At 67.6% G+C, this 23,423-nt stretch carries 21 protein-coding genes; 16 read left to right on the forward strand and 5 right to left on the reverse strand.

Annotated elements, in window-relative coordinates:
- Nucleotides 1-10 precede the first annotated feature (10 nt).
- Nucleotides 11-1,309, forward strand: a complete 1,299-nt coding sequence (locus tag LNV28_RS23090; RefSeq protein WP_263518109.1) for a cytochrome-c peroxidase — start codon at nucleotides 11-13, stop codon at nucleotides 1,307-1,309.
- 113 nt (nucleotides 1,310-1,422) lie between these two features.
- Nucleotides 1,423-2,799: an NAD(P)/FAD-dependent oxidoreductase gene (locus tag LNV28_RS23095; protein ID WP_263518108.1), complete on the forward strand. Its 1,377-nt coding sequence runs from the start codon at nucleotides 1,423-1,425 to the stop codon at nucleotides 2,797-2,799.
- Here LNV28_RS23095 and recG read toward each other — a convergent pair.
- On the reverse strand, nucleotides 2,789-4,882 hold the full coding sequence (gene recG / locus LNV28_RS23100) for an ATP-dependent DNA helicase RecG (RefSeq protein WP_263518107.1): 2,094 nt from the start codon (nucleotides 4,880-4,882) through the stop codon (nucleotides 2,789-2,791). The genes LNV28_RS23095 and recG overlap by 11 nt on opposite strands.
- A 289-nt stretch (nucleotides 4,883-5,171) precedes the next feature.
- Here recG and LNV28_RS23105 point away from each other — a divergent pair, with 289 nt between their 5' ends.
- Genes LNV28_RS23105 through LNV28_RS23115 form a run of 3 tightly spaced genes read left to right on the forward strand, consistent with a single transcriptional unit; the run spans nucleotide 5,172 to nucleotide 6,917 of the window.
- Nucleotides 5,172-5,756: a nucleotidyltransferase family protein gene (locus LNV28_RS23105; protein WP_318013896.1), complete on the forward strand. Its 585-nt coding sequence runs from the start codon at nucleotides 5,172-5,174 to the stop codon at nucleotides 5,754-5,756.
- Nucleotides 5,753-6,328 carry a tetratricopeptide repeat protein gene (locus tag LNV28_RS23110; protein WP_263518106.1) on the forward strand — a complete coding sequence of 192 codons (576 nt, stop codon included), beginning with the start codon at nucleotides 5,753-5,755 and terminating at the stop codon, nucleotides 6,326-6,328. Before LNV28_RS23105 ends, LNV28_RS23110 begins: the two co-directional genes overlap by 4 nt.
- A gap of 10 nt (nucleotides 6,329-6,338) precedes the next feature.
- The gene (locus LNV28_RS23115; RefSeq protein ID WP_263518105.1) at nucleotides 6,339-6,917 is read left to right on the forward strand and encodes a GNAT family N-acetyltransferase; all 579 of its coding nucleotides are present in this window, start codon (nucleotides 6,339-6,341) and stop codon (nucleotides 6,915-6,917) included.
- Here LNV28_RS23115 and LNV28_RS23120 read toward each other — a convergent pair.
- Nucleotides 6,900-7,787: a polysaccharide deacetylase family protein gene (locus LNV28_RS23120; RefSeq protein WP_263518104.1), complete on the reverse strand. Its 888-nt coding sequence runs from the start codon at nucleotides 7,785-7,787 to the stop codon at nucleotides 6,900-6,902. The two genes, LNV28_RS23115 and LNV28_RS23120, sit on opposite strands and share 18 nt — an antisense overlap.
- Before the next feature lie 127 nt (nucleotides 7,788-7,914).
- Between LNV28_RS23120 and LNV28_RS23125 the strand changes: the two genes are divergently transcribed.
- The 5 genes from LNV28_RS23125 (at nucleotide 7,915) to LNV28_RS23145 (ending at nucleotide 13,209) form a co-directional block, all read left to right on the forward strand.
- On the forward strand, nucleotides 7,915-9,294 hold the full coding sequence (locus LNV28_RS23125; protein WP_263518103.1) for an APC family permease: 1,380 nt from the start codon (nucleotides 7,915-7,917) through the stop codon (nucleotides 9,292-9,294).
- Nucleotides 9,295-9,368: 74 nt separating this feature from the next.
- A complete protein-coding gene (locus LNV28_RS23130) occupies nucleotides 9,369-10,112 on the forward strand; it encodes a class I SAM-dependent methyltransferase (RefSeq protein WP_263518102.1) in 744 nt (247 codons plus the stop codon).
- Between the two features lie 29 nt (nucleotides 10,113-10,141).
- Nucleotides 10,142-10,633: a hypothetical protein gene (locus LNV28_RS23135; RefSeq protein WP_263518101.1), complete on the forward strand. Its 492-nt coding sequence runs from the start codon at nucleotides 10,142-10,144 to the stop codon at nucleotides 10,631-10,633.
- Between the two features lie 85 nt (nucleotides 10,634-10,718).
- Nucleotides 10,719-11,402, forward strand: coding sequence for a YitT family protein (locus LNV28_RS23140; protein ID WP_263518100.1), 684 nt, complete (start codon nucleotides 10,719-10,721; stop codon nucleotides 11,400-11,402).
- Nucleotides 11,403-11,478: 76 nt separating this feature from the next.
- Nucleotides 11,479-13,209, forward strand: a complete 1,731-nt coding sequence (locus tag LNV28_RS23145) for an amidohydrolase (protein ID WP_263518099.1) — start codon at nucleotides 11,479-11,481, stop codon at nucleotides 13,207-13,209.
- Here the strand turns inward: LNV28_RS23145 and LNV28_RS23150 are convergent.
- The 3 genes from LNV28_RS23150 to LNV28_RS23160 form a co-directional block, all read right to left on the reverse strand.
- Nucleotides 13,197-14,009, reverse strand: a complete 813-nt coding sequence (locus LNV28_RS23150) for a substrate-binding periplasmic protein (protein ID WP_263518098.1) — start codon at nucleotides 14,007-14,009, stop codon at nucleotides 13,197-13,199. The two genes, LNV28_RS23145 and LNV28_RS23150, sit on opposite strands and share 13 nt — an antisense overlap.
- Nucleotides 14,010-14,110: 101 nt before the next feature.
- The gene (locus LNV28_RS23155) at nucleotides 14,111-14,503 is read right to left on the reverse strand and encodes a hypothetical protein (protein WP_263518097.1); all 393 of its coding nucleotides are present in this window, start codon (nucleotides 14,501-14,503) and stop codon (nucleotides 14,111-14,113) included.
- Nucleotides 14,504-14,592: 89 nt separating this feature from the next.
- Nucleotides 14,593-15,003: a TraR/DksA family transcriptional regulator gene (locus LNV28_RS23160; protein ID WP_263518096.1), complete on the reverse strand. Its 411-nt coding sequence runs from the start codon at nucleotides 15,001-15,003 to the stop codon at nucleotides 14,593-14,595.
- A gap of 214 nt (nucleotides 15,004-15,217) precedes the next feature.
- Between LNV28_RS23160 and LNV28_RS23165 the strand changes: the two genes are divergently transcribed.
- From LNV28_RS23165 to dacB, 6 genes are all read left to right on the forward strand, one after another.
- A complete protein-coding gene (locus LNV28_RS23165) occupies nucleotides 15,218-17,578 on the forward strand; it encodes a YCF48-related protein (RefSeq protein ID WP_263518095.1) in 2,361 nt (786 codons plus the stop codon).
- 133 nt (nucleotides 17,579-17,711) lie between these two features.
- On the forward strand, nucleotides 17,712-18,773 hold the full coding sequence (queA, locus tag LNV28_RS23170; RefSeq protein ID WP_263518094.1) for a tRNA preQ1(34) S-adenosylmethionine ribosyltransferase-isomerase QueA: 1,062 nt from the start codon (nucleotides 17,712-17,714) through the stop codon (nucleotides 18,771-18,773).
- Nucleotides 18,774-18,849: 76 nt separating this feature from the next.
- Nucleotides 18,850-19,632 (forward strand): substrate-binding periplasmic protein, encoded by a 783-nt coding sequence (locus LNV28_RS23175; RefSeq protein ID WP_263518093.1) that lies wholly within the window; start codon nucleotides 18,850-18,852, stop codon nucleotides 19,630-19,632.
- A gap of 87 nt (nucleotides 19,633-19,719) precedes the next feature.
- Nucleotides 19,720-20,913, forward strand: coding sequence for an amino acid aminotransferase (locus LNV28_RS23180; protein WP_263518092.1), 1,194 nt, complete (start codon nucleotides 19,720-19,722; stop codon nucleotides 20,911-20,913).
- Nucleotides 20,910-21,884, forward strand: coding sequence for an alpha/beta hydrolase (locus LNV28_RS23185; RefSeq protein ID WP_263518091.1), 975 nt, complete (start codon nucleotides 20,910-20,912; stop codon nucleotides 21,882-21,884). The genes LNV28_RS23180 and LNV28_RS23185 overlap by 4 nt, the downstream gene beginning before the upstream one ends.
- The gene (gene dacB, locus LNV28_RS23190; protein WP_263518090.1) at nucleotides 21,881-23,362 is read left to right on the forward strand and encodes a D-alanyl-D-alanine carboxypeptidase/D-alanyl-D-alanine endopeptidase; all 1,482 of its coding nucleotides are present in this window, start codon (nucleotides 21,881-21,883) and stop codon (nucleotides 23,360-23,362) included. Before LNV28_RS23185 ends, dacB begins: the two co-directional genes overlap by 4 nt.
- Nucleotides 23,363-23,423: the final 61 nt, after the last annotated feature.

Raw genomic sequence — 23,423 nt, forward strand, 5'->3', positions numbered from 1 at the left:
AATCAGCAGCATGAGTGCCGCCCTTGAATCCCTGCTTGTCTCGTCCTGCCGTTCCCTTGGGTTGGGTTTGGGCGCTGGCTTGCTCTTGCTGCTCGGCGCTTGCGGCGGCGGTGGTGGAGCCTCGCCCTCGGTCTCGCCGACTGGCGCGGCCAGCAGCCCCAGCACGCCGGCTTCGGCACCGTCCCCCAACCCCAAACCGCTGAGCCTGCAGGCCCAGCTGGGCGAGAAGATTTTTCACGACCGCAACCTCAGCGGCTCCGGCCGCATGTCCTGCGCCACCTGCCATGACCCGGCCTTCTTCCACGGGCCGCCGAACAATCTGCCGGTGCAGGTGGGCGGCGCCTTCGAAACGGAATTCGGCACCCGTGCCGCGCCTTCGCTGCGTTATCTGGAAACCCAGCCCGCCTTCCAGGGCACGTCGCAAACCCTGGTGGCCGATCTACGCGGCGGCCTGATGGCCGACGGCCGGGCCGACAGCCTGGCCGCCCAAGCCAAGCTACCCTGGTTCAACCCGCGCGAGATGGACAACGGCAATGCCGCCATCCTGGCCCGCAAGCTGCGCGGCGCCGCCTATGCCAGCGACTTCGGGCGCGCCTTCCCGCCCGCCGCTGGTGCCTCGGCCCCGGACGACGACAGTCTGGTCACCCAGGCCAGCCAGGCGCTGCAGAGCTTCCAGATCGAAGACCCGCGCTTCCATCCCTACGACTCCAAGTTCGATTGGGTGCAGCAGGGTCGTGCGCAGTTCAGCAATGCCGAAGCGCGCGGCCTGCGCGTGTTCAACGACACCCAGCGCGGCCACTGCGCCAGCTGTCACCCGTCCTTCAGCCTCAACAACCAGCCTGTCGTTTTCAGCAACTTCGGCTATTCGGCCCTGGCCGTGCCGCGCAACCGCGCGCTGCAGAGCAATGCCGATGCGGCGGCGTTTGACCTGGGTCTCTGCCAGTCGCCCCATGCCGCCGTCAAGGGCCGCCTTGAGTCCTGTGGCTTCTTCCGCATCCCCAGCCTGCGCAATGTCGAGCACCGGCCGGTGTTTTTCCATAACGGCACATTCAACAGTCTGGAGCAAGTGCTGCGCTTTTACGCCACCCGGGACACCGACCCGGCGCAGTGGTACCCGACGGTCGCTGGCCAGGTGCAGCTCTACGACGATCTGCCGCTCGCCCTGCAAGCCAATGTCGAACGCAACGCGCCCTTCGGCCCGCGGCGGACGATGAGTGATGCCGACATCGCCGACATCCTGTGCTTTCTGCGCACCCTCAGCGACGGCTACACCGGCCCTGCCACACCGCCCCCTCCCGGTTGCAACTGAGCGGCTGCAAATGGTCGTCTGTGGCGCTGGGCAGCCATGCCCGGCACCGTTGCAAGTCATTCGCTTTGCGTATGGCAGCGCTGGCGGGCAGGCTGGACGGCCAGAATCGCCGCATGAGCACAAGCAACAGCAGCAAAGGCAGTCTCGCAGCGCGACCTCGGGTCTTGGTCATCGGTTGCGGCTTCGGCGGCCTCGCCGCCACTCGCGCCCTGGTCGGTGCCCCGGTGGACATCACGGTGATCGACCGCAGCAACCACCATCTGTTTCAGCCCTTGCTCTACCAAGTGGCCACGGCCGGCCTGTCGGCGCCCTCGATTGCCGCGCCCATCCGCCACATGCTGCGCGGCCAGCGCAATGTCACGGTGTTGATGGCCGAGGTCAAAGGCATCGATCGCCAGCAGCGCCAGGTGCATCTGGCCGATGGCCAGAGCTTGGGCTATGAGTACCTGATCGTCGCCGCCGGCGCCACGCACAGCTATTTCGGCCGCGACGAATGGGCCACCCATGCGCCGGGGCTCAAGACCTTGCAAGACGCCTTTGCCCTGCGCGCCCGCGTGCTCAAGGCTTTTGAGCAGGCCGAGAGCTCGCCCGACCCGGCGCAGCAGCGCGCCTGCTTGAGCTTTGTGGTCATTGGCGCCGGCCCCACCGGGGTCGAGATGGCCGGCACTCTGGCCGAGATCGCCCGCCACACGCTCAAGAACGAGTTCCGCCGCATCGACCCGGCCAGCGCCCGCGTGCTGCTGCTGGAGGGTTCACCGCGGGTGCTGCAGGCTTTGCCGCCGGAGCTCTCGGCCAAGGCGGCGGCGCAGCTGCGTGCCTTGGGCGTCGAGGTGCGTACCGGCTGCCGGGTGGTCGGCATCGATGCAGGCGAGGTGGAGGTGGAGACCGGGGATGGCACCGTGGGCACGGAGCGCATCCCTGCCCGCACCGTGGTCTGGGCGGCCGGCGTGGCTGCCTCGCCCCTGGGCCGCATGCTGGACATGCCGCTGGACCGCGCCGGTCGTGTCCATGTCGACGGCCGGCTCAACATCCCTCGCCACCCGGAAGTCTTTGTCATCGGCGACCTGGCCGCAGCCCAGAGCCGGCAGTCCGATGGCCGCACGCTCAAGTCCGTGCCCGGCGTCAGCCCGGCGGCCAAGCAGATGGGCGCTTACGCAGCAAGCCAGATCCTGCAATCGCTGCGGGCGCCACAGGGTCAGGTCTTGCCTCCCTTGCCGGCCGATGCGCCCGGCGCTTTTCGCTACCGCGACTACGGTGCCCTGGCCACCATCGGCCGCAAGGCGGCCGTGGCCGATCTGGGATTCCTTCAGTTCTCGGGCTACTTCGCCTGGCTGTTCTGGCTGTTCGTCCACATCTACTTCTTGATCGGCTTCCGCAACCGCCTGGTCGTGCTCATGGACTGGGCCTGGGCCTACTGGAGTTTTCAGCGCTATGCGCGGGTGGTGGCGGAGCCGGTGGATGCGGAGCCACTTTCTCTGACTAAGCCTTGAGAAACTCCGCCTTCGAGCCCAGCCAGCGTGCCACCTGACGCTGCGCGGCCTCGGGGTATTTGTCCAGCAGCTGGGGCGCCAGGCGGCGGGCGGCTTGCAGCAGCAGGGAGTCTTCCTGCAGATCGGCAAAGCGCAACAGCTCGGCGCCACTCTGGCGGGCGCCCATGAACTCGCCGGGGCCGCGGATGTCGAGGTCGCGCCGGGCAATCTCGAAGCCGTCGTTGGTTTCGGCCATGGCGCGCAGGCGCGATTTGCCGGTGTCGGACAGCGGGCCGGTGTAGAGCAGCACGCAGACGCTGGCCACCGCGCCGCGGCCGACGCGGCCGCGCAGCTGGTGCAGCTGCGAGAGGCCGAAGCGTTCGGCATGCTCGATCACCATCAGGCTGGCATTGGGCACGTCCACGCCGACCTCGATCACGGTGGTGGCCACCAGCACGCTGGCCTCGCCGCCCGAAAAGCGGGCCATCACGGCGGCCTTCTCGGCCGGTGGCATGCGGCCGTGCAGCAGGCCCACCTCGAAGCCCGGCAGCGCGTCGACCAGCTCTGCATGGGTTTCGGTCGCGTTGTTCAGGTCCAGGGCCTCGCTCTCTTCGATCAGCGGGCAGACCCAGTAGACCTGGGCGCCACCGGCCACCTCCTGGGCGATTTTCTCGATCACGTCCTGGCGTTTGCCATCGGCAAAGACCTTGGTGACGATGGGGGTGCGGCCCGGGGGTAACTCGTCAATCGTGCTGACCGCCAGGTCGGCGAAGTAGGTCATGGCCAGCGTGCGCGGAATCGGCGTGGCGCTCATCATCAGCATGTGCGGCTCCAAATCCATCGACGCCAGCTTGCGCCGCAAAGCCAGGCGCTGCGCCACGCCGAAGCGGTGCTGCTCGTCGATGATGGCCAGGCCCAGGCGGGCGAACGTGACCTTGTCTTCGATCACCGCATGGGTGCCGATCACCAGCTGGGCCGCGCCGCTGGCGGCGGCATCCAGCATCTTTTGGCGCGCCTTGCCTTTGACGCTGCCGGTCAGCCAAGCCACTTGCAGGCCCAGGGGCTCCAGCCAGCCGATCAGCTTCTTGAAATGCTGCTCGGCCAGGATTTCGGTCGGCGCCATCAGCGCGCATTGCCAGCCGGCATCGATGGCCACGGCTGCGGCCAGGGCCGCCACCACCGTCTTGCCCGAGCCCACATCGCCTTGCAGCAGGCGGTGCATCGGTTGGCCCAGGGCCAGGTCTTGCGCGATCTCTTCGCTGACCCGCTGCTGTGCGCCGGTCAGGCCGAAGGGCAGCACGGCCAGCAGGCGCTCGACCAGGCCGCCGGGCTTGGCGCGCAGGGCCGGTGCCTTCAGCAGGGCGCGCTCGCGCTGGGCCTGCATCTGGCTGATCTGCTGGGCCAGCAGCTCCTCGAACTTGAGCCGCTGCCAGGCCGGGTGGCTGTGGTCTTCCAGCGTGCCCAGGCGCGCCTGCGGCGGCGGGTGGTGCAGAAAGTTCAGCGCGTCGCGCAGCGGTGGCAGGCTGCTGGGCACCGTGCCCTGGGGCAGCAGCTCGCGCAGATCGGCGCGCTGCAGGCCCGAGGCGATGGCGCGGCGCAAGTACGTCTGCGGCAGGCCGGCGCTGGCCGGGTAGACGGGCGTCAGCGCCTCGGCCAGCGGTGTGTCGGGCTGCACGGCCTTGAAGGTCGGGTGCACCATCTCGCGGCCGAAGAAGCCGTGGCGCAGCTCGCCGCGCACGCGGATGCGCTGGCCCACGGCCATGCTTTTCTGGTGCGAGGGGTAAAAGTGGATGAAACGCATCAGCAGATCACCGGTTTCGTCTTCCAGCCGCACCAGCAGCACGCGCCGGCCACGCGTTTCGATGCGGCACTCGATCACCTCGCCCTCGCACTGCACGGTGTCGCCCTCGCGCGTGCGGCCGATCGGCGTGATCTGGGTCTCGTCCTCGTAGCGCAGCGGCAGGTGCAGGGCCAGGTCGATGTCGCGCAGCAGGCCCAGTTTCTCCATGGCCTTCTGCGGCGCGGACTTGGGCTTGCTGGCGGCGGCTGATGCAGCAGGCGAAGCGGCTGACGAATGAGGAGGCTGGGGGGCCGAAGAAGGCATGGGCGGGATTTTGCCCTGCGGGCGGAGTTCGAAACCCGGCCGGGGCGTCGAGCTGGTGCGGGGCGCTGGCATCTGCATGTTCAAGCCTCTTTGGAGCTCATGACCGGCAACATAATGGTGTTTTCGTTCGGTGCCGCGGGCCGCCATCCAGCCCTGGGGTCCGCTGGCTCTGCGTGCGACACGGATACTGTATGAATATCCAGTTTATCAGCAAGATTGTCAGCAAGTTGTGCCACATCCAGGATGCTTGCGAGAGCGCTGCCGCGCGCTCGGCCACGAGGCGGTTCGGGTGAACGCCAGGCACCCCGATCGCCAGGACGAGCTGCAGGCCATCGTGCGCAGTTCCCCTTGGCTCATGCAGGCGCTCCATGCCGCCCGTGATCTGTGCCTGCGCCAGTGGTGCATCGGCGCCGGGGCGCTGCGCAATCGGGTCTGGGACCATCTGCATGGCCACACCGAGCCCTCGCGTCTGGCCGACGTGGACCTGGTCTATTTCGATCCCGAGGAGCCGCCGGGCTTGGAGGCGAGGCATCAGGCGGCCCTGGCGCGCGCTTGTCCGGATCTGCCCTGGGAGCTGACGAACCAGGCCCATGTGCATCTCTGGTTCGAGTCCTGCTTCGGCCATGCCGTGGCGCCGCTGCGCTCGCTTCAGGACGCGGTCGCCTCCTGGCCCGAGTTCGCCACCGCGGTGGCCGTGCGCCTGGAGACCGACGACACGTTGACCGTGATCGCCCCCTACGGCCTGGACGACCTGTTTGCCATGCGCATTCGCCGCAACCCGGCGCGGGTCAGTGTCGAGACCTTTCGCCAGCGGATCGCGCAGAAGCAGTACGCGCAACGGTGGCCGCGGGTGCAGATCGAGGATGCGGAATGAGCCAGCTTCAGCCCATGCCCGAGTTCCTGCGCTTTACCGCGCCTGACCCTGAGGTCCATGCGCGCAGCGTCGCCGCCTTGCGCGAGCAGCTGGCGCAGCTGCAGGGGAATGCATCGGTCGGCAGGGCCGTGGATGAGACGGCCTTGCTGGAGGTGGTGGCCGATCTGGCCGGACTCTTGATCACGGCCCGCCAGGAGGGCGAAGCCCTGCAGCTTCTGCAGGCGCATGAGGCCCTGGCCGAGGCCGCGAGCCAGGCCTCGCCCGTGCTGCACGAGGCCCTGGGCTGGTTCTGGTGTGCCTACGCCACCGCCTCGCAATACCTCGGCCAGCGCTCCGAGGCGGAGCCCATCTTCGCCCGCACCGTGGCCTTGTGTGAGGCAGGCGGCTGGGCGCGCTTGCGCGCCATGGTGCTGCAGCACTGGGGCCGCAGCTTGGCGGAGCAGGGGCGCTTCGACGAGGCGGAATCGCGCTTCCAGCAGGCCCTGGCCCTGCGGGTGCAGCTGCAGGACCCGAGGCAGGCCACCACGCGCGAGGCGCTGGCGCTCTTGGCGCAGTTGCGCGATCGGGATTGAGCGGCACCTCATGATCTCGGACGACCTGCTGGCCCGCCTGGCCGCACCCATCGAGTCCCCTCGCCTGTGGCTGGAGCCCTTGCGTGCCACCCATGCCGCCGAGCTGTTTGAAGGCTTGCAGGAGCCCGAGCTCTACCGCTGGATCTCCATGGACAAGCCCGACAGCGTGGAGGCCCTGGCCGCCCATTGGCAAACGCTGGAGCGCAGGCGTTCACCTGATGGCCAGTTCGCCTGGACGATCTGGGCGGTGCGACGCAAAGCCGATGGCAGCTGCATGGGTCGGCTGGATGCCGAGATCGATGCGCAGCTGAACGCACCCAATCTCGGCTACTACCTGCTGCGCCCCGCCTGGGGTCAGGGTTATGCCAGCGAGGCGGTGCAAGCCGCCACGGCGGCGCTGGGCGAGCGCGGTGTGCGGCGCATCGTCGGCACGGTGACCGTGGGCAACCGGGCCTCGGCACGGGTGCTGCAAAAAGCCGGCTTCGTTTTCGATCGCATCCTCAAAGACAACGACTGCATCGCGGGCCAGATGCACGACGACGAGGCGTATGTCTGGACGGCGGACGCGCTCTCAGCGCCCGCTGCTTGAGGAGCCTGTACCCGCGTCGGCCTTGAGCCCCACGCGCTGCGCCCGCAGATGCCGGGCGATGTTGACAAAGCTGTCCACCCAGAAGCGCTCCGGGTGGGCCGCCAGATGCTGCAGCAAGGCCTGGTGCGCCTCTTTGGAGACGCTCAGGTGGTCGCCGCCAATGCCGTGGAAGGTGAGGCTGGCCAGCGTGCCCTGAGCGGCCGCCTGCTCGACGATAGCGATCAGCTCGGCGCCGCTCGAGCCCACCGGCCCGGCTGTGGGCACATCGGCCAGGTCCAGCGTGGCCAGCGAAGGCACGACCCCGCCCACGCGCGTCTTCATGGCTAGGAACTCTCCAGCCACGGTTGGGAGGTAAGGCTTGCCGCCAGCCAGTGGATCCGTGCAGGGGGCGGTGTAGGTGCGCTGGGTCTGGCCGTCGATGGCATACAAGTAGGCATTGGCCAGCTGCACCTCTTCCAGCATCTGGGCCACGCTGATCTTGTCGAGATCGCGGTGCGGCGCCACCCAGTCGCGCCCGGGCGCCGAGCGCGAGCAGGGGTGGAAGAGGGTGTGGTTGCCCAGCTCATGGCCGGCCGCAGCGGCACGGCGCCACTCGGGCAAGCGCGAGCTCAGAGCAGGGCTGGCCAGGGTCAGGTAGAAGCTGGCCTTGAGTTTCAGCGCGTTCAGCGCGGGGATGGCGTGGTCGAGCTGGCTGGGCAGGGCGTCGTCATAGGACAGGCTGACGGCAGCACGGGCGCCGCCGGGCCAGCTGAAGGCGGTGGCGGGCGACTGCGCCCAGCTGGCGTTGCTGGCGAGCAAGAAAGCCGTCAGCAGCAGGGGCCGCAGTCCGGACTGGATGAGGGCGTGGAATGTCATGTTCTTCGTCTTCATGCGCAGCCGATCTCGGGTGGGTGGGTAGGGCCCGACAAGCAGCCGGGCTCGGCGCGGCGATGATACGCAGGGCCTGGCGCTCGCAGCCTTGTCTCTTTGCAAACCCTTGACCTTGACGCATTCCGCCATGAACTCCCGCTCAGAACCCGGCCCTGCCGAGGCGGCCGGCCAGACGGCGCCGGTGCCGGCGCGCCAGCTCGATGTGCGCCACGCCGTGGCCTTGTGCGTGGGCATGGTGGTCGGGGCGGGTATCTTCAAGACCTCGCCCATGGTGGCCCAGGCCTTGTCGGGTGATGCGGCCTTGTTGGCCGCCTGGGCGCTGGGCGGCCTGCTGTCCTTCATCGGCGCCCTGTGTTTTGCCGAGCTGGCGGCGGCCTTCCCCGACCCCGGTGGCGACTACCACTTCCTGCGCCGGGCCTACGGGCACCGCCTGGGCTTTCTGTTCGCCTGGTCGCGTTTCGCCGTCATTCACACCGGCTCCATGGCCTTGCTGGCTTTTGTCTTTGGCGACTATCTGGCCCAGGTGCTGGATCTCAGCCCCTGGCTGGGCCACCACGCCAGCGCGACGCTGGCGGCCGGGCTGATCGTGCTGTTGACGGTGTTGAACCTGCGCGGCGTGCGCGTGGGCCTGGGCACGCAGCTGGGGCTGCTGGTGGTGGTGATTGCGGCCCTGCTGGCGCTGGCCTTCGGTGCCGGCAGCCAGATCCTGGCCGGGCATGCAGCGCAGGCGCCCGGCTTGCCGGGCGCGGCGGCTCTTCAGGACTGGGGCATGGCCCTGGTCTTTGTCTTTCTGGCCTATGGCGGCTGGAGCGATGCGGCCACGCTCTCGGCCGAGATGCGCGACCCGCAGCGCGGCATCGTGCGCGCCTTGCTCTGGGGCCTGGGTCTGGTGACCGGGCTCTACCTGCTGGCCAACTGGGCTTATCTGCAGGTGCTGGGTCTGGAGGGCCTGGCGCGCAGCGAGGCGCCGGCGGCCGATCTGATGCGCGCGGCTTTCGGTGCGCCGGGCGAGTTCGTGATGGTGGCCCTGGTCAGCCTGACGGCGCTGTCGGTGATGAACGCCATTTTCATCGCCAGCCCGCGCACCACCTTTGCTGCCGCTCGCGATCTGGCGGCCGAGCTGCAACTGGCCCGCTGGGACCCGCAGCGCGGCACGCCCACGGCCGCCGTGCTGGCTACCGGCGCCGTGGCTCTGGCCCTGGTGGGCATGGGCGCGCTGACGCGCGACGGCTTCTCGACCCTGGTGGACTACCTCTCGCCGGTGTACTGGGCCTTCATGAGCCTGAGCGCCCTGGCGCTGATCGTGCTGCGCCGGCGCGAGCCGCTGGCGCCGCGGCCCTTCCGCGTGCCGCTTTATCCCTGGCTGCCCTTGGCGTTTGCGGCCAGCAGCTTGTATGTGCTGTGGTCCAGCGTGGTCTACGTCAAGGCCGGGGCATTGGTCGGTCTGGGTGTGCTGGCTTTGGGTCTGCCCTTGCTGTTCTGGCAGCGCCGTGGGGACCGGGGCTAGCAGCAAATTCACACGGTGCAGCAAGGGGGTTTGGCCGAAGTGCCTGAACCGAGACCTTGGCCTAATCTGCCCCAATGGAACGCCTGCTCTATCTCGACCCCCCGAGCCCAGCCGAGACCTCCCGTCTGGACCGCCTTCTCAGCGATCGCCAGAGCGACTGGTGGGATCAGTTCTATGCCCAGCGCGAGGGCCGACCCGTGCCCTTTTTCGGCCGCGAGCCCGATGAGAGCCTGGCCGCCTGGGTCGAGGCCGGCGAAATCCCGCTCGGCCCGACCCTGGATCTGGGCTGCGGCAACGGCCGCAACACCGTCTACCTGGCCCAGGCCGGTTTTGCCGCCGAGGGCGTGGACTATTCGACCGAGGCTCTGGCCTGGGCAGCCCAGCGGGCCCATGAGGCCGGTCAGCCCGGCCTGCCGCTGACGGCTTGCTCGGTGTTCGATCTCCATCGGCCCCTGGGCCACTACGCCCTGGTCTGTGACTCCGGTTGCTTTCACCACCTGCCGCCGCACCGTCGCGCGCTCTACCTCGCTCGCATCCACGCTTGGCTGCGCCCCGGTGGCGTGCTGGCCCTGTGCTGCTTCCGGCCCGAAGGCGGCAGCGGTCTCAGCGATGCCGAGGTCTATGAACGCGGCACGCTCGCGGGCGGCCTGGGCTACAGCGAAGCGCAGCTGCGCGCCATCTGTGGCGGGCATTTCGAGATCGCCAGTCTGCGGCCCATGCAGGCGCAGCCGGCCGGCGCCGAGCGCTTCGGTGCTGACTTTCTCTGGGCGATGCGGGCGATCCGGCGGGCCGAGCCGGTGCCGGGAGCGGGCCTCTGAGGGGCCGGTGCTCTGCTATCGTGCCGCTCATGCGAAGCCTGAACTCTCTGATTCCCTTGTCCGCTCTGTGCCTGCTGGCTGCCTGTTCCAGCACCGATCAAGGCAAGGCCGGCACGGCCGTCGCCACGCCCTTGAGTGACCTGAACCTGCTCAGCGCCACCATACCTGCCGTGCTGGCAGCGGCGCAGCGGGCACCCTATGGTCTGCCGGCTGCACCGGACTGCGCCAGTCTGGCACTGGACATCCAGGCCCTGGACGAGGTGCTGGGCCCGGATATCGATGCTCCGGTTTCGGACAGCCACCCGGGCCTGCTGGAGCGCGGCGCCGAGGCCGGCTCGGGCGCCGCCGTCGGCGCCTTGCAGCGCACGGCCGAGGGTGTGATCCCTTTCCGCGGCTGGATCCGCAAGCTGAGCGGCGCCGAACGCCACTCGCGCCAAGTGGCAGCAGCCATCACCGCCGGCGGCGTGCGCCGGGCCTTCCTCAAGGGTTTGCGGGCGAGCCGGAGCTGCGGCGCGGCTTGATGCGCCGGCTGGAGCAGGCCTGGTGGGCGGGAGTGCGAGCCTCAGCTGTCTTCCCGAGCCCGCCGCTTCATGCAAAACTGCGCCCATGAGCGATGCACCGGCACCCGAAGTCCTGCCTGCCCCGAAGCCGCAAGCCGCTGGACCTGTGCGCCCCGCGCCTTACTTCGACCCGAACATCCACGCCCACAGCTTGTTCGAGGATGCGCAGGCCATCTTCACCGGCGTGCTTTTCGTCTCGCTGGCCCTGATCCTGTTTGCTCAGGTCGGCCTGATGACCGGCGGCACGGCCGGTGCGGCCTTTGTGCTGCACTACGCCACTGGCATCAGCCTGGGCAAGCTGTTCTTCCTTATCAACATCCCTTTCTATTGGTTTGCCTGGCAGCGCATGGGGCGCGAGTTCACGCTCAAGACCTTCATTGCCATCGCCTGGCTGTCGGCACTGACCGAGTGGTCGCCCAAGCTCTTCGCCATCGAGCGCCTGCACCCGGCCTATGCCGCCGTGCTGGGCGGCCTGTTGCTCGGCTCGGGCTGCCTGTTCCTGGCCCGCCACCGCGCCAGCCTGGGCGGCGCCACCATCGTGTCGCTTTACTTGCAGCATGCGAAAGGCTGGCGGGCCGGAAAGGTGCAGATGGGCATCGACTGCGTGATCGTGCTGTGCGCGCTGACCGTGGTGGACCCGACCCGCGTGGCCTATTCGGTGTTGGCCGCGGTGGTGATGAACCTCTTCATCGCGGTCAACCACAAGCCAGGGCGTTACGCCGTGCTTTGACGGGCCGTGGCGTCACAGCCGTCAAGTATTCTTGGCGCTTCCACGATTGGGGCAACGCGCCCCGGGAGCCTTGCCCATGCGTCCTGTCGTTCTTACCCGCGCTTTGGTGCTGAGCGCCTTGGCTTTCAGCATGAACCTGCAGGCCGCTGCGCCGTCGCCGGCCGACACCATCTATCTGCACGGTGATGTGATCACCATGAACGATGCCCAGCCGCGCGCCCAAGCCCTGGCCGTGCGCGCCGGCCGCATCCAGGCGGTGGGCAGCGAGGCCGAGGTACGCGCCCTGCAAGGCGCCAAGACGCGGGTGGTGGACCTCAAGGGTCAGGCCTTGCTGCCGGGCTTTGTCGATGCCCATGGTCATGTCTCGTTGACGGGACTGCAGGCCGTGTCTGCCAATCTCCTGCCGCCGCCGGACGGCAAGGGCAGCAGCGTGGCCGCCATCCAGGGCCTGCTGCGCGACTACGCCAAGGGCCCGGTTGCGCGCAGCAACAAGATCATCCTCGGCTTCGGCTATGACGAAGCGCAGCTGAAGGAAGGACGGGCGCCGACGCGCCAGGAACTCGACGCCGTTTCCAAGGACCTGCCTGTCATCATCATTCACCAGAGCGGCCATCTGGGTGTGCTCAACAGCAAGGCCTTGCAGCTGGCCGGTTTGAATGCCGACAGCAAGGACCCCGAAGGCGGCCACATCCAGCGCGAGGCCGATGGCAAGACGCCCAACGGTGTGCTGGAAGAAACCGCCTGGTTCAGCGCCGGCATGGGCCTGGTCCAACCTTCGCCGAAGGACTACGCCACCATGCTGCTGGAGGGTCAGAAGCTGTACGCCAAGTTCGGCTTCACCACCGGCCAGGATGGCCGCTCGGACGAAAACAGCAACAAGACCTGGGTGGCGCTGTCGCAGAGCGGCAAGATGCTGATCGACCTGGTCTCCTACCCCGACATCACCTTGCCCTTCACCGCCGGCTTGATGAACCAGCAAGGGGGCTACTGGAGCCGCGAGTACAAGGGCGGCTTCCGCATCGGCGGCGTCAAGCTGAGCCTCGATGGCTCGCCCCAGGGCAAGACCGCTTTCTTGACCCACCCCTATCACCACCCCCCAGCTGGCAAGGCGGACGACTACCGTGGCTACCCGGCGCTCAGCGACGAGGCCACCCAGCAGGCGGTGGACCAGGCCTATGCCAAGGGCTGGCAGCTGCTGGTGCACACCAATGGCGATGCGGCATCGGACCAGATGCTGCGTGCCGTCGAAGCGGCCACGAGCAAGTACGGCGCGGCCGACCGGCGCACGGTGATGATTCACGCCCAGACCGTGCGCGAGGACCAGCTGGATGCGATGAAGCGTCTGGCCGTGACGCCGAGTTTCTTCGGCATGCATGCCTATTACTGGGGCGACTGGCACCGCGACGAAACCCTGGGCCCTGTGCGCGGCGACCGCATCTCGCCGGCGCAATCGGCGCTGCGCCGTCAGATGATCTTCACCCAGCACCACGACGCGCCGGTGGCTTTCCCCGACGCCATTGCCATCCTCGACGCGGTGGTCAACCGCCGCACCCGCAGCGGCGACATCCTCGGCCCTGATCAGCGCCTGCCGGTCGAGGTGGCGCTCAAGTCCATCACCTTGTGGGCCGCCTGGCAGCATTTCGAGGAGGCGAACAAGGGTTCCTTGGAAGTGGGCAAGCTTGCCGATCTGGTGCTGCTGTCCAAGAACCCGCTGACCGTGCCGCCGGCGCAGTTGCGCAGCATTCAGGTGCGCGAGACCATCAAGGCCGGGCGCAGCATTTACCGGGCCACGGCTCAGCCGAAGTAACGCTGGCGCAGGCGGGCGTAGCGGCCATCGCTGCGCAGCTGGTCGAGCGCAGCCTGCAGGGCCTGCACCACGCGATCGTCGCTGTCGAGCTGCAGGCCGTACCAATAGCTGTGGCGGGTGTCGAGCTCCAGCACCGGCCGCAGGGTGCTGTAGTCCAGGCGCAGCTGCTTGAGGTGCCAGGCGGCCGCCCAGTCCAGCAGCACGATCAGGTCCATGCGGCTGGCCAGCAGCTTGCGCAGATTGCTGCCGTCATCGAGCGCCAGTTCCAGCTCCTCACCGGGGCGCAGCCCTTCGGCCTGCAGCAGGCGCGCGGCCGCCGACTCGCGCACCACGCCCACCTTGAGATCGCGCAAGTCACGCAGGTCTTTCAGCGGCTGGATGTCGCGGCGCTTGCTCAGGCTGTAGAGCATGATGCGGCGCTCGCTGATGGGGCCGACCCAGCGGTATTTGCTTTCTCGCTCAGGCAGGCGGGTCAGGGAATAGAGGATGCTGTTGGGCAGTGCGCCGGCCGCCTGCACCGCGCGCGGCCAGGGCTGTACCTGGATATCCACCTGGGTGCGCGCTTGCGCAGCCATCAGCTGCAGCAATTCGGTGCTGAAGCCCGCGGCCCGGCCGCTGTCATCCTGAAAATTCAGGGGCGGGAGGTGTTCGGTGAAGGCTTGTAGGGAGGAGATGCCTGCTGCCGCCAGCCCTGAGGCATGAGCCGATTGGCTCATGCCCAAGGCGCTCAGCAGGCCGGTTCCGCAGGCGGAGCCGAGGCCGAGGGCCAGGCCTTGCAACACGCATTCACGGCGCTGCATGATGCGAGGCGCCCGCGGTGAGGCGCAGAAATCGACGACCCACGTTCATGGCTCAAGAGAAGCAAAGAACGAAGCCTACGGTCGCCGGACCGTGAGTTGGCTTACATCGGTGACGGTGTGCCGGCCATGCGGTCGTATTTGACGAAGAACTGGCGTGCCTTGGCCACCAGTTGCGGCTCGGTCGGATGGTCCACCGTTTCGTAGGCGACGATGTGCTTGGCGACCAGGGGGCGGTGCTTGTCCGCGTAGTGCTTGAAGTCGCTCAGCGCGGTGCTGGAGCCGACGACCAGAACTTCTTCGATGCCATTCAGCGCATCACAGACCTCGCCGAAGAACTCGTGTTCCGTGCGCACGGCGCTGCCATGCTGCTTGGTGTGGTGGCTGTGGGCCTTGATCTTCTCGGCCTGGACATGCTCAGCGTCGAACTGCAAGACCTTGGCCTGTTGGTGGTCCAGGCTGACGACGGCGTGGAAAGTGACTTGCGATGTGCTCATGGATGGATCCTTGCTTGTGTGGGGATTGAGAAACGTGGGATCGGGACTACCGGGCCGCAGGCATGCGGCACGGCTTTGATCTGAGCCGCTCAGAGGCGGGCTGTCTGTGCGTGCGCCGTGGCCTGGCCTTCATGCAGGCCTTGGCAGCTCACGCAGCGTCGTGCCTCGGGGCTGGCGAGTAGACGAGCAAAGGCGATTGCGTCGCCGCAGTCCTGGCAGAGGCCGAAGCCGTCACCGTCCAGGGCGGCCAGCGCCGCGCGCACTTCGCGCAGCGATTGCAGGGTCAGATCGCTGCGCGCCAGGTCGACTTCGCGTTCGGCATCCAGTGCGCTCTCGCGCTGGCCATTGCCGTCGCCATCCTGCAGCAACTGTTCCCGGGCATGCTCGGCCCGGCTTTGATGGCCCAGCAGGCCGTCCAGTTCCTGCTCCAGGCGCTGTTGGCGCAGCAGCAGTCCCGCGCGCAGCTGCTGCATCTGTTCGTGATTGAGGGGGGTGCTCATGGCGTTCTCCTTGACGCCATCTTGGCAGTCTCGGGCCGGCCGGTGTTGACCTGGGTCAACAGCTGCGTGGGTGCGAAGCTGGGTTCGTGGGCGCCCACGACACCCTCCTATGGGGGAGGCGGAGCGTTCCCACTGGCAACTATCATCGCGCCTGAAAAAAACAGGCTGGCGCAAGAGGCGACCCGCCATTTCACAGCTCGAGAGAGGGATCCCCATGACATATCGATTCGCTGCGCGCGTAGCGCGCTTGACCCTGGCCCCAGGCTTGGCCTTGTTGCTGGCCGCCTGCGGTGGCGGAGGGTCGGATGCGCCGACACCCGTTCCCGTGCCGCCCACGCCTGTGCCTGAGAACCTCAGCATCACGGCGCCGGCCAGTGGCGATATCGCGGAGCCCACCGTTTTCGGCAACAGCGCTGCGAGCCTGGGCAAGCTGCAGTACAGCTGGGACTTCGGTGACGGCAGCGCGGCCAGCACGGAAGCGGCGCCCAAGCATGTGTTCGCCAAGCCCGGCGACTACGAGGTGAAGCTGCGCGTCAGCAATGAGGCGGGTCAGGCCAAGGAGGTCAGGACCACCATCACCGTCAACAACCAGGCCGCCGTGAGGGGACTCGAATGCAGTGGCGCCTCAGAAACCGGCTGGTGCTGGCAGGCGCCGCGCCCAACCGGCCACGCGCTGAGTTCCATCACCTTCGCCACCGCCACCACGGGTTGGCGCGTCGGTGCGGTCGGTGAGATCTTCAAGACCGTGGATGGCGGCAAGACCTGGGCGCGCCAACGCAGCGGTGTCACCGTGGATTTGCTCGAAGTCGTGTTTTGGGATGACAAGATCGGCTGGATCCGCGGCAGCAACAGCACCTTGCTCAGCACGCGCGATGGCGGCACGACCTGGACGGCCCTGGCGGCGCCGTGGCAGGACGACTACTCTGGCTCCAAACTCCGTTTGAATGGAGCGCGTGGCATCGAATACAGCGACTTTGCCGTCTATCGCAGCGATGACGGCGGGCTCACTTGGCAGTCTCGAAGCGGCAGCGGCCGGGACCTGACTCCGGCGGGCGGAGGTGCTTACCTGGCACTGACGTATGAAAAGCTGATCCGCTATAGCAGCCTCACGGCAGAGCCTGCAGACGTTCTGCAACTCAAGGACAGCGACGGCACACTGTTTCCCGGCTACTCCAGCACCATCAGTGCTGTAGGTGAAAAGTCCGTGATTGCGCGTGCGCGCAACAACGGCGCTTGGGATCCGGTGAAGCAACAGTACAGCTATCGCCAGGCTTTGTGGCGCAGCGACGACATGGGCCTGACCTGGAGCCGACTGGCTGCCGCCGGTCTGGGCGCCGAAAGCGAAGATCTGCAGATTCGCAGCTTGGACCTTGAAGCCAAGGTGCTGCTCGCCCACAACTACAACAAGCTCTTTCGCTCCGAAGATGGAGGCGTGAATTGGGCTCGGGTGTCTCTCGGCGATGTCTACGGCTTCAGCAACCTGACGGTTCAAGGCAGTCGCGTCTTCGCGCTCTGGAGCAACAAGCCGCGCTACAGCGACGATCTTGGCAAGACCTGGAGCGAGCTGGCTTTGCCTCAGTTTGCCAGTGGCAGCAATGGCTACTACTCCATGACCTTGAGTGGAGTTGGCGCGGGTTTGCTGATGGTTGACTCTCAGTACGGCAGCTTTGCCAGTCTGGACAAAGGCCTGACCTGGGTGCGCGTGAGTGAAGGGAGCAACAGCGCCCAGGGCGCGCCGCACGCGGTGGCTTTCCGGGACGCCAAGAACGGCGTGATGGTCAACAGCAAGGGTGAGTTGCTGCAAAGTGCCGATGGTGGCAAGAGCTGGACGGTCAAGCGCGCGGATCTTGGAACGCAGAACAGCTACAACTTCAGTTCTGTTTTGCAGTTCTCAAGCGCCAAGATCGGCTATCTCTTGCATCAAGACCGACGCCTTTACAAGACCGTCGATGGAGGAGAAACCTGGACCTCTGGCTTGAATAGCAATCAGTGGGCTCGCATGGGTTTCACCGATGAAAACAATGGCTGGGCGCGCATCGACAATGGCTACAGCAAGCTTTGGCTGACGCGTGACGGTGCCGGTCGCTGGGGCGAAGTCACGACGCCATTTCAGTACTTTGGAGATGTGCGCGTGGATGCAGGCGCAGGCCTGACCGTAGTTGGTTATGCCGGCAGCATTGCCCAGTCCAGCGATGACGGCAAGACCTGGGCCTCGCGCTACACCGGCGTGCGCGAGCAGCTGAATCGGGTCTATTCGCGGGATGGCAAGACCTACTGGGTGCTGGGCACAAATGGCGTCCTGCTGCGTTCCGATGACGGCGGCATCAGCTGGACCAAGGTGCCAGTACCTGGTTTCTCCACACTGCTGGATATCCAGTTCTCCGACGCCAAAAACGGCTGGATCGTCGGCGAGCAAGGCACTATCCTGGCCACCCGCGACAGCGGCAAGACCTGGGCGCCGCAAGCCTCGGGCACGCGCAAGGCTCTGCGCACGGTGCAGCTGATCGACAGCCGCACCGGCTGGATCGTCGGTGACGAGGGCACGCTCTTGGCCACGGGCACCGGCGGACACTGATCCCCTCTTCTTGCCAAGTTTGAAGGCCGGGCCGCTGCCAAGCGCCCCGGCCTTTTTTGCGCCGGCGAGGCGCATGGGAAAATCGTCAGCTCTCCCACCGTTTGGCACGGGTCCGTCCGGCCCTCAATCTCCCATGTCTTCCACTTTTCCTGCATCTACCCCCGCTTACACCGTCAGCGATTTCGATTTCGAACTGCCGCCCGAGCTGATCGCCCAGCATCCTGCGGCCGAGCGCAGCGGCTCGCGCCTGCTCGATGGCCGCAGCGAGGCGCCGGTGGACCGCGTGTTCCGCGAGCTGCCCGATCTGCTGAACCCCGGTGACCTGCTGGTTTTCAACAACACCAAGGTGATCAAGGCGCGCATGTACGGCGCCAAGGCGACCGGCGGCTCGGTCGAGGCGCTGATCGAGCGGGTGTTGCCCGGCACGCTGGAGGTCTGGGCCCATGTGCGGGCCAGCAAATCGCCCAAGCCCGGCACGCTGATCCGCTTCAACGAGGCCTTTGATGCCGAGGTGCTGGGCCGCTGTGGGCCCGATGGCGGCATGTTCCATCTGCGCTTCCCCAGCGACCCCTTTGCCCTTCTGGAACAGCATGGCCATGTGCCGCTGCCGCCTTACATCGAGCATGCCGACGAAGCCGATGATGTGCGCCGCTACCAGACTGTGTTTGCCCGCGAACCCGGTGCCGTGGCTGCGCCGACCGCGGCCTTGCATTTCGATGAAGGCGTGCTGGCCCGCCTGGCCGAGCGCGGCGTGGCCACGGCTCATGTCACCTTGCATGTTGGCGCCGGCACCTTCCAGCCGGTGCGCGTCGAGCAGCTGAGCGAGCACAAGATGCACAGCGAGTGGTTCGAGGTGCCGGCCGAAACGGTGGCCGCGGTGGCCGCCTGCCGGGCGCGCGGCGGCCGGGTGGTGGCCGTGGGCACGACCACGCTGCGCGCGCTGGAATCGGCCGCCCAGGGCGGCGAGTTGGTGGCCGGCGCGCGCGAGACCGAAATCTTCATCACGCCTGGCTTCACCTTCCGCGTGGTTGACAGCCTGATCACCAACTTCCACCTGCCCAAGAGCACCCTGATGATGCTGGTCAGCGCCCTGGCCGGCCATGCGCGGGTGATGGCGCTCTACCGCCACGCGATTGCGCAGCGTTACCGCTTCTTCAGCTACGGTGACGCCATGCTGCTGCAGCGGCGCGAATAAAGCCCGGCTCCGCGGCGTGCGCTCGCGTCTAAGATCGAAAGACAGCAAGCTGCGTTTCGCAGGGAGGACTCTGCCGATGCCGGATTCCAATTCATCGCACGGCGTTTCATGCTCGGTGCCTGGGCGCCGTGCAGCCTTGCTTGCGCTGGCGGCTTGGCTCGCTGTCAGCCTGCCGCAGCGTTTGAGTGGCCAGCCAACGCCGATGCCCTTGCGCGTGGTCGGCAGCGCCGATCCACCGTACCGGGTGTTCGGCCCTGGTGGACCGAGCGGGCTCTATTTCGAGCTGATGGCCGAGGCGGCGCGCCGCCTCGGCTGCTTGCTGAGCTTCACCGAGGTGCCTTCGGCGCGCGCTTTCAAGATGATGGAGTCCGGCGCGGCCGATGTGATGCTGGGCCCGCTGATGACCGCCGAGCGGCAGCGCTTTCTGAGCTACAGCCAGGTGCGACTGCCGGCCGAAGACAAAGTGTTCTATACCAAGCCCGATGCGCCGGCCTTGCGCAGCCTGGCCGATCTGGATGGTCGGCTGATCGCCGTGCACCGCGGCAAGCGCTATGGCGCGGCCTTTGATGGGCTGACGCAGCTGCGCTTGCAAGAGGTCAACGACTATGGCGTGGCCCTGGAGTTGGTGGCGCGGGGCCGTGTGGACCTGGCCGTGCTGCCCGAGCGGCAGGGTGATCTGCTCTTGCGCGAGCGGCAGTTGAAGCTGCAAAAGCAGGCGCTGCGCCTGGAGGGGGAGACGGCCTATCTGGTGCTCTCGCTGCGCTCGCCCTGGTTGAAGCGTCAGGCCGAACTGGAGCATGCATTCCAGACCATGATGGCCGATGGTAGCTGGCAGCGCATCGTCGCGGCCTATCCCTGAGAGCGGCCGTATCTTGCCAATGCCACAGGTTTTCTGGTCAAGCCGGCCGATAATGCTCGCAAACTTTCAGCCCGGAGCACCCGCACCATGTTCAAGCACGTTGACGCCTACGCCGGCGACCCGATCCTGAGCCTCAACGAGGCTTTCCAGAAGGACAGCCGCCCCGGCAAGATCAATCTGTCCATCGGCATCTACTTCGACGACGAAGGCCGCATCCCCATGCTGGATTCGGTCCGCAAGGCTGAGCTTGCCGTGGTGGCCGACGCTGGCGCCCGCCCCTATCTGCCCATGGAAGGTGCGGCCAATTTCCGTAGCGCCGTGCAAGGCCTGCTCTTCGGTGAAAACCACCCGGCGCGCGCCGAAGGCCGCATCGTCACCATCCAGAGCGTGGGCTCCAGCGGTGGCCTCAAGGTCGGTGCCGATTTCATCAAGCGCTACTTCCCGGCCAGCGCCATCTATGTATCCGACCCGACCTGGGACAACCACCGTGCGGTGTTCGAAGGCTCCGGCATCGAGGTCAAGACCTACCCCTACTACGACGCGGCCACCGGCGGCGTGCGCTTTGCGGACATGCTGGAAGCCATCCGCGCCCTGCCGGCCAAGAGCGTGGTGCTGCTGCACGCCTGCTGCCACAACCCGACCGGCGTGGACCTCAGCCCCATGCAGTGGGATGAGTTGATCCCGGTGCTGAAAGAGCGCGAGCTGCTGCCCTTCCTGGACCTGGCCTACCAGGGCTATGGCGACGGCATCGATGAGGACGCCTTTGCCATCCGCGCCATGCTGGATGCTGGCCTGTCCTTCTTCGTGGCCAATAGCTTCTCCAAGAGCATGAGCTTGTACGGCGAGCGCTGCGGCGCGCTCAGCGTGGTCTGCCCCGATGCGGCCCAAGCCGCCCTGGTGCTGGGCCAGCTGAAGTTCATGATCCGCCGCAACTATTCCAACCCGCCGCTGCACGGTGGCCAGATCGTCGCCCGCGTGCTCAGCGACCCGCAGCTGCGCAGCCTCTGGGAAGGCGAAGTGACCGAGATGCGTGAGCGCATCCACGCCATGCGCAACGCCCTGTACGAGGTGCTGGCGGCCAAGCTGCCGGGCCGCAACTTCGACTACTTCCTGACCCAGCGCGGCATGTTCAGCTACACCGGCCTGACCGCCGCCCAGGTGGATCGCCTGAAGGACGAGTTCGCCGTCTATCTGGTGCGCTCGGGCCGCATGTGCGTGGCCGGCCTGAACAACAAGAACGTCGAGGCCACGGCCAGCGCCATGGCCGCTGTGCTGGCTTGAAGCGCAAGGGCCCGGTCCTCTTTGTCGCTGCCCTGCTGGGCGCTGTGCTGCTGATGGGGCCGCGCAACGCCGACCAAGCCTGGTTGCCGCCGGACACGGTGGCGCCGCTGCCTTCGCAGCTGGACCAGTTCGACGCCCACCTGGCCGCCGCCGAGGCGCGCCTGGGTGATGTCACGCCCGGTGCCGAGAAGCACATCGTCTGGGGCCCGGCCGGCCGCAAGCGCGCGCCCTGGGTGGTGGTCTATCTGCATGGCTTCAGCGCCACGCGGCAGGAGCTGGCCCCGGTGCCCGATCTGATTGCCAAGGAGCTGGGCGGCCACGTCTATTACGCCCGCCTGGCCGGCCATGGTCGGCCCGGCGCCGCCATGGGCACGATGACCGTCAGCGAGTGGAAGGCCGACGCGCTGGAAGCCCTGGCCATCGGCCATCAGTTGGGTGAGCGCGTGCTGGTCATGGGCACTTCGACGGGTGCTACCTTGTCCGGCTGGCTGGCCCTGCGCCCCGAGGCGCAGGACGTGGCCGGCTGGGTCATGGTCTCTCCGAACTTCGGCCCCAAGAATGTCTGGGCTTCGGTGATCAACTGGCCCTGGGGCCGTGTGCTGGCGCGTTGGTTCCAGGGCGAAACCAGCCGCTGGACGCCCAACAGCCCGGCCAAGGCCCGCTACTGGACGCATGAGTACCCGACCTCGGCCCTGTTCCCCATGATGGCCCTGGTGGCGCGTGTGCGTGACAGCGCACTTGAGAAGGTCAAGGCGCCTTTGTTGATGATGTTGTCGCCGCGCGACCAGGTCATCAATGTGCAGGCGGCACGCGAGGCCTTCGAGCGTTTCAGCCACCCGGACAAGCGTCTGGTCGAGGTGGATTACAGCCAGAGTCCCAGCCAGCATGTGCTGGCCGGCGACATCGAGTCGCCCCAGTCCAATGCGCCCATGGTGGCCCAGGTGCTGGAGTTTGTGCGCTCGCTGAAGTGAGCGGCAGCGCCCAGCTCCGCCACGCGCCCGGCTGGCTGCTGAGCGTGCTGCTGGCGCTGGCGGCCGCGTCGGCCCAGGCCGCTGAGCTGCCTGCCTCGGTGCAGGCGGCGCTGGAGCTGGCCGGTCTGCCGGCCACGGCCTTGGGCGTGGTGGCCTTTCCTCTCGACGAGGCGGCGCGGCACGGCGGCCCGATGCACCGACCGCAGGCTTTGCGTTGGCAGGCCGATCGGGCGATGGCGCCGAGCTCGTCCATCAAGGTGCTGAGCGCCGTGGTCGCGCTCGATCGATTGGGCGCCGCCTCGCGCGGCCGCACCGAGCTGCTGAGCGAAGGCCCGCCCGATGCCGAGGGCCGCCTGGCCGGCCCGCTCTATCTGCGCGGTGGCGCCGACGCTCAACTCGATTGGGGCGCACTCTGGCTGATGCTGCGTCAGGCGCGCGAGCAGGGCGTGCGCGAGGTGCCGGCCGGCCTGGTGCTGGACCGCAGCCTGTTCCGCCCCGCGCGGCCCGACCCGGCCCTGCTGCCCTTCGACGAATACCCCGAGTCGGCCTACAACGTGGTGCCCGACGCCCTGATGCTCAACGGCAATCTGCTCGGCCTGAGCCTGGCCTCCGATGGGCAGACGGTGCGCGGCCGCTTGAGCCCCGCCTGGCGCGGCCTGCAGCTGGACCTCAGTGCCCTGGCTTGGAGCGAGCGCCCCTGCGCCGAATGGGAACTCGATTTCGGCCGGCCGCAGCTGCTGCCCGCGCCAGAGGGCCATGGCTGGTTGCTGCGCCTGCAGGGCAGCTTTCCGCGCCAGTGCCAGCAGCGTCAGGACATGAATCTCGTCGACCGTCAGGCTTTTGTGCCCTTGGTCGTGCGCTCGCTCTGGGAAGAGCTGGGCGGCAGCCTGGGCCCGGCCGTGCAGGAGGCCGCCACACCCGCAGGCGCTCAGGTCCTGGCCCAGCACCAGGACCGGCCGCTGGGCGAGCTGCTGCGCGGCGCCTTGAAAAGCTCGGACAACCCGCTGACCCGCCTGGTCTATCTGCGCCTGGGCGCCGCCGTCGCGCGGCCCGGCGAGGAGACCCTGGCCGCGGCCGAGCGCGCGGTGCGTGACTGGCTGGCCGGGCAAGGCTTGGACGCTCAGGGCCTGGTGCTGGAGAACGGCTCCGGCCTGTCGCGGCGCGAGCGCATCCGGCCCGAGCTGCTGGCCGCCGTGCTGGCGCGCGCGGCCCGCCTGCCGCTGGCGCCCGAGCTGCAGAGCGGCCTGCCCCTGGCCGGCGTGGACGGCACGCTGCGCCGCCGCCTCAAAGGCAGCCCGGCCGAGGGCCGCGCACGCCTCAAGACCGGCAGTCTCAATGAGGCCGTGGCCTTGGCCGGTTATGTGCCGGACCGGCGCGGCCGCACCTGGGTGCTGGTGGCTTTTGTGAACGATGAGCAAGCCGGGAGGCGCGGCCGACCGGTGCTCGATGCGCTGGCGGACTGGGTGGCGCGCCAGTAGCAGGGCCTTGCCTACCGTCAGGCAATTGCACGTATTCTTGGGCCTTGCCAACGAGGGCTCG

Source organism: Paucibacter sp. DJ2R-2 (assembly GCF_025717675.1).
Taxonomy (GTDB): Bacteria; Pseudomonadota; Gammaproteobacteria; order Burkholderiales; family Burkholderiaceae_C; genus Paucibacter_A.

Coding starts and splice junctions, on each gene's coding strand:
- LNV28_RS23090 (WP_263518109.1), top strand. CDS start 11: ATGAGTGCCGCCCTTGAATCCCTGCTTGTCTCGTCCTGCCGTTCCCTT.
- LNV28_RS23095 (WP_263518108.1), top strand. CDS start 1,423: ATGAGCACAAGCAACAGCAGCAAAGGCAGTCTCGCAGCGCGACCTCGG.
- recG (WP_263518107.1), bottom strand. CDS start 4,882: ATGCCTTCTTCGGCCCCCCAGCCTCCTCATTCGTCAGCCGCTTCGCCT.
- LNV28_RS23110 (WP_263518106.1), top strand. CDS start 5,753: ATGAGCCAGCTTCAGCCCATGCCCGAGTTCCTGCGCTTTACCGCGCCT.
- LNV28_RS23115 (WP_263518105.1), top strand. CDS start 6,339: ATGATCTCGGACGACCTGCTGGCCCGCCTGGCCGCACCCATCGAGTCC.
- LNV28_RS23120 (WP_263518104.1), bottom strand. CDS start 7,787: ATGAAGACGAAGAACATGACATTCCACGCCCTCATCCAGTCCGGACTG.
- LNV28_RS23125 (WP_263518103.1), top strand. CDS start 7,915: ATGAACTCCCGCTCAGAACCCGGCCCTGCCGAGGCGGCCGGCCAGACG.
- LNV28_RS23130 (WP_263518102.1), top strand. CDS start 9,369: ATGGAACGCCTGCTCTATCTCGACCCCCCGAGCCCAGCCGAGACCTCC.
- LNV28_RS23135 (WP_263518101.1), top strand. CDS start 10,142: ATGCGAAGCCTGAACTCTCTGATTCCCTTGTCCGCTCTGTGCCTGCTG.
- LNV28_RS23140 (WP_263518100.1), top strand. CDS start 10,719: ATGAGCGATGCACCGGCACCCGAAGTCCTGCCTGCCCCGAAGCCGCAA.
- LNV28_RS23145 (WP_263518099.1), top strand. CDS start 11,479: ATGCGTCCTGTCGTTCTTACCCGCGCTTTGGTGCTGAGCGCCTTGGCT.
- LNV28_RS23150 (WP_263518098.1), bottom strand. CDS start 14,009: ATGCAGCGCCGTGAATGCGTGTTGCAAGGCCTGGCCCTCGGCCTCGGC.
- LNV28_RS23155 (WP_263518097.1), bottom strand. CDS start 14,503: ATGAGCACATCGCAAGTCACTTTCCACGCCGTCGTCAGCCTGGACCAC.
- LNV28_RS23160 (WP_263518096.1), bottom strand. CDS start 15,003: ATGAGCACCCCCCTCAATCACGAACAGATGCAGCAGCTGCGCGCGGGA.
- LNV28_RS23165 (WP_263518095.1), top strand. CDS start 15,218: ATGACATATCGATTCGCTGCGCGCGTAGCGCGCTTGACCCTGGCCCCA.
- queA (WP_263518094.1), top strand. CDS start 17,712: ATGTCTTCCACTTTTCCTGCATCTACCCCCGCTTACACCGTCAGCGAT.
- LNV28_RS23175 (WP_263518093.1), top strand. CDS start 18,850: ATGCCGGATTCCAATTCATCGCACGGCGTTTCATGCTCGGTGCCTGGG.
- LNV28_RS23180 (WP_263518092.1), top strand. CDS start 19,720: ATGTTCAAGCACGTTGACGCCTACGCCGGCGACCCGATCCTGAGCCTC.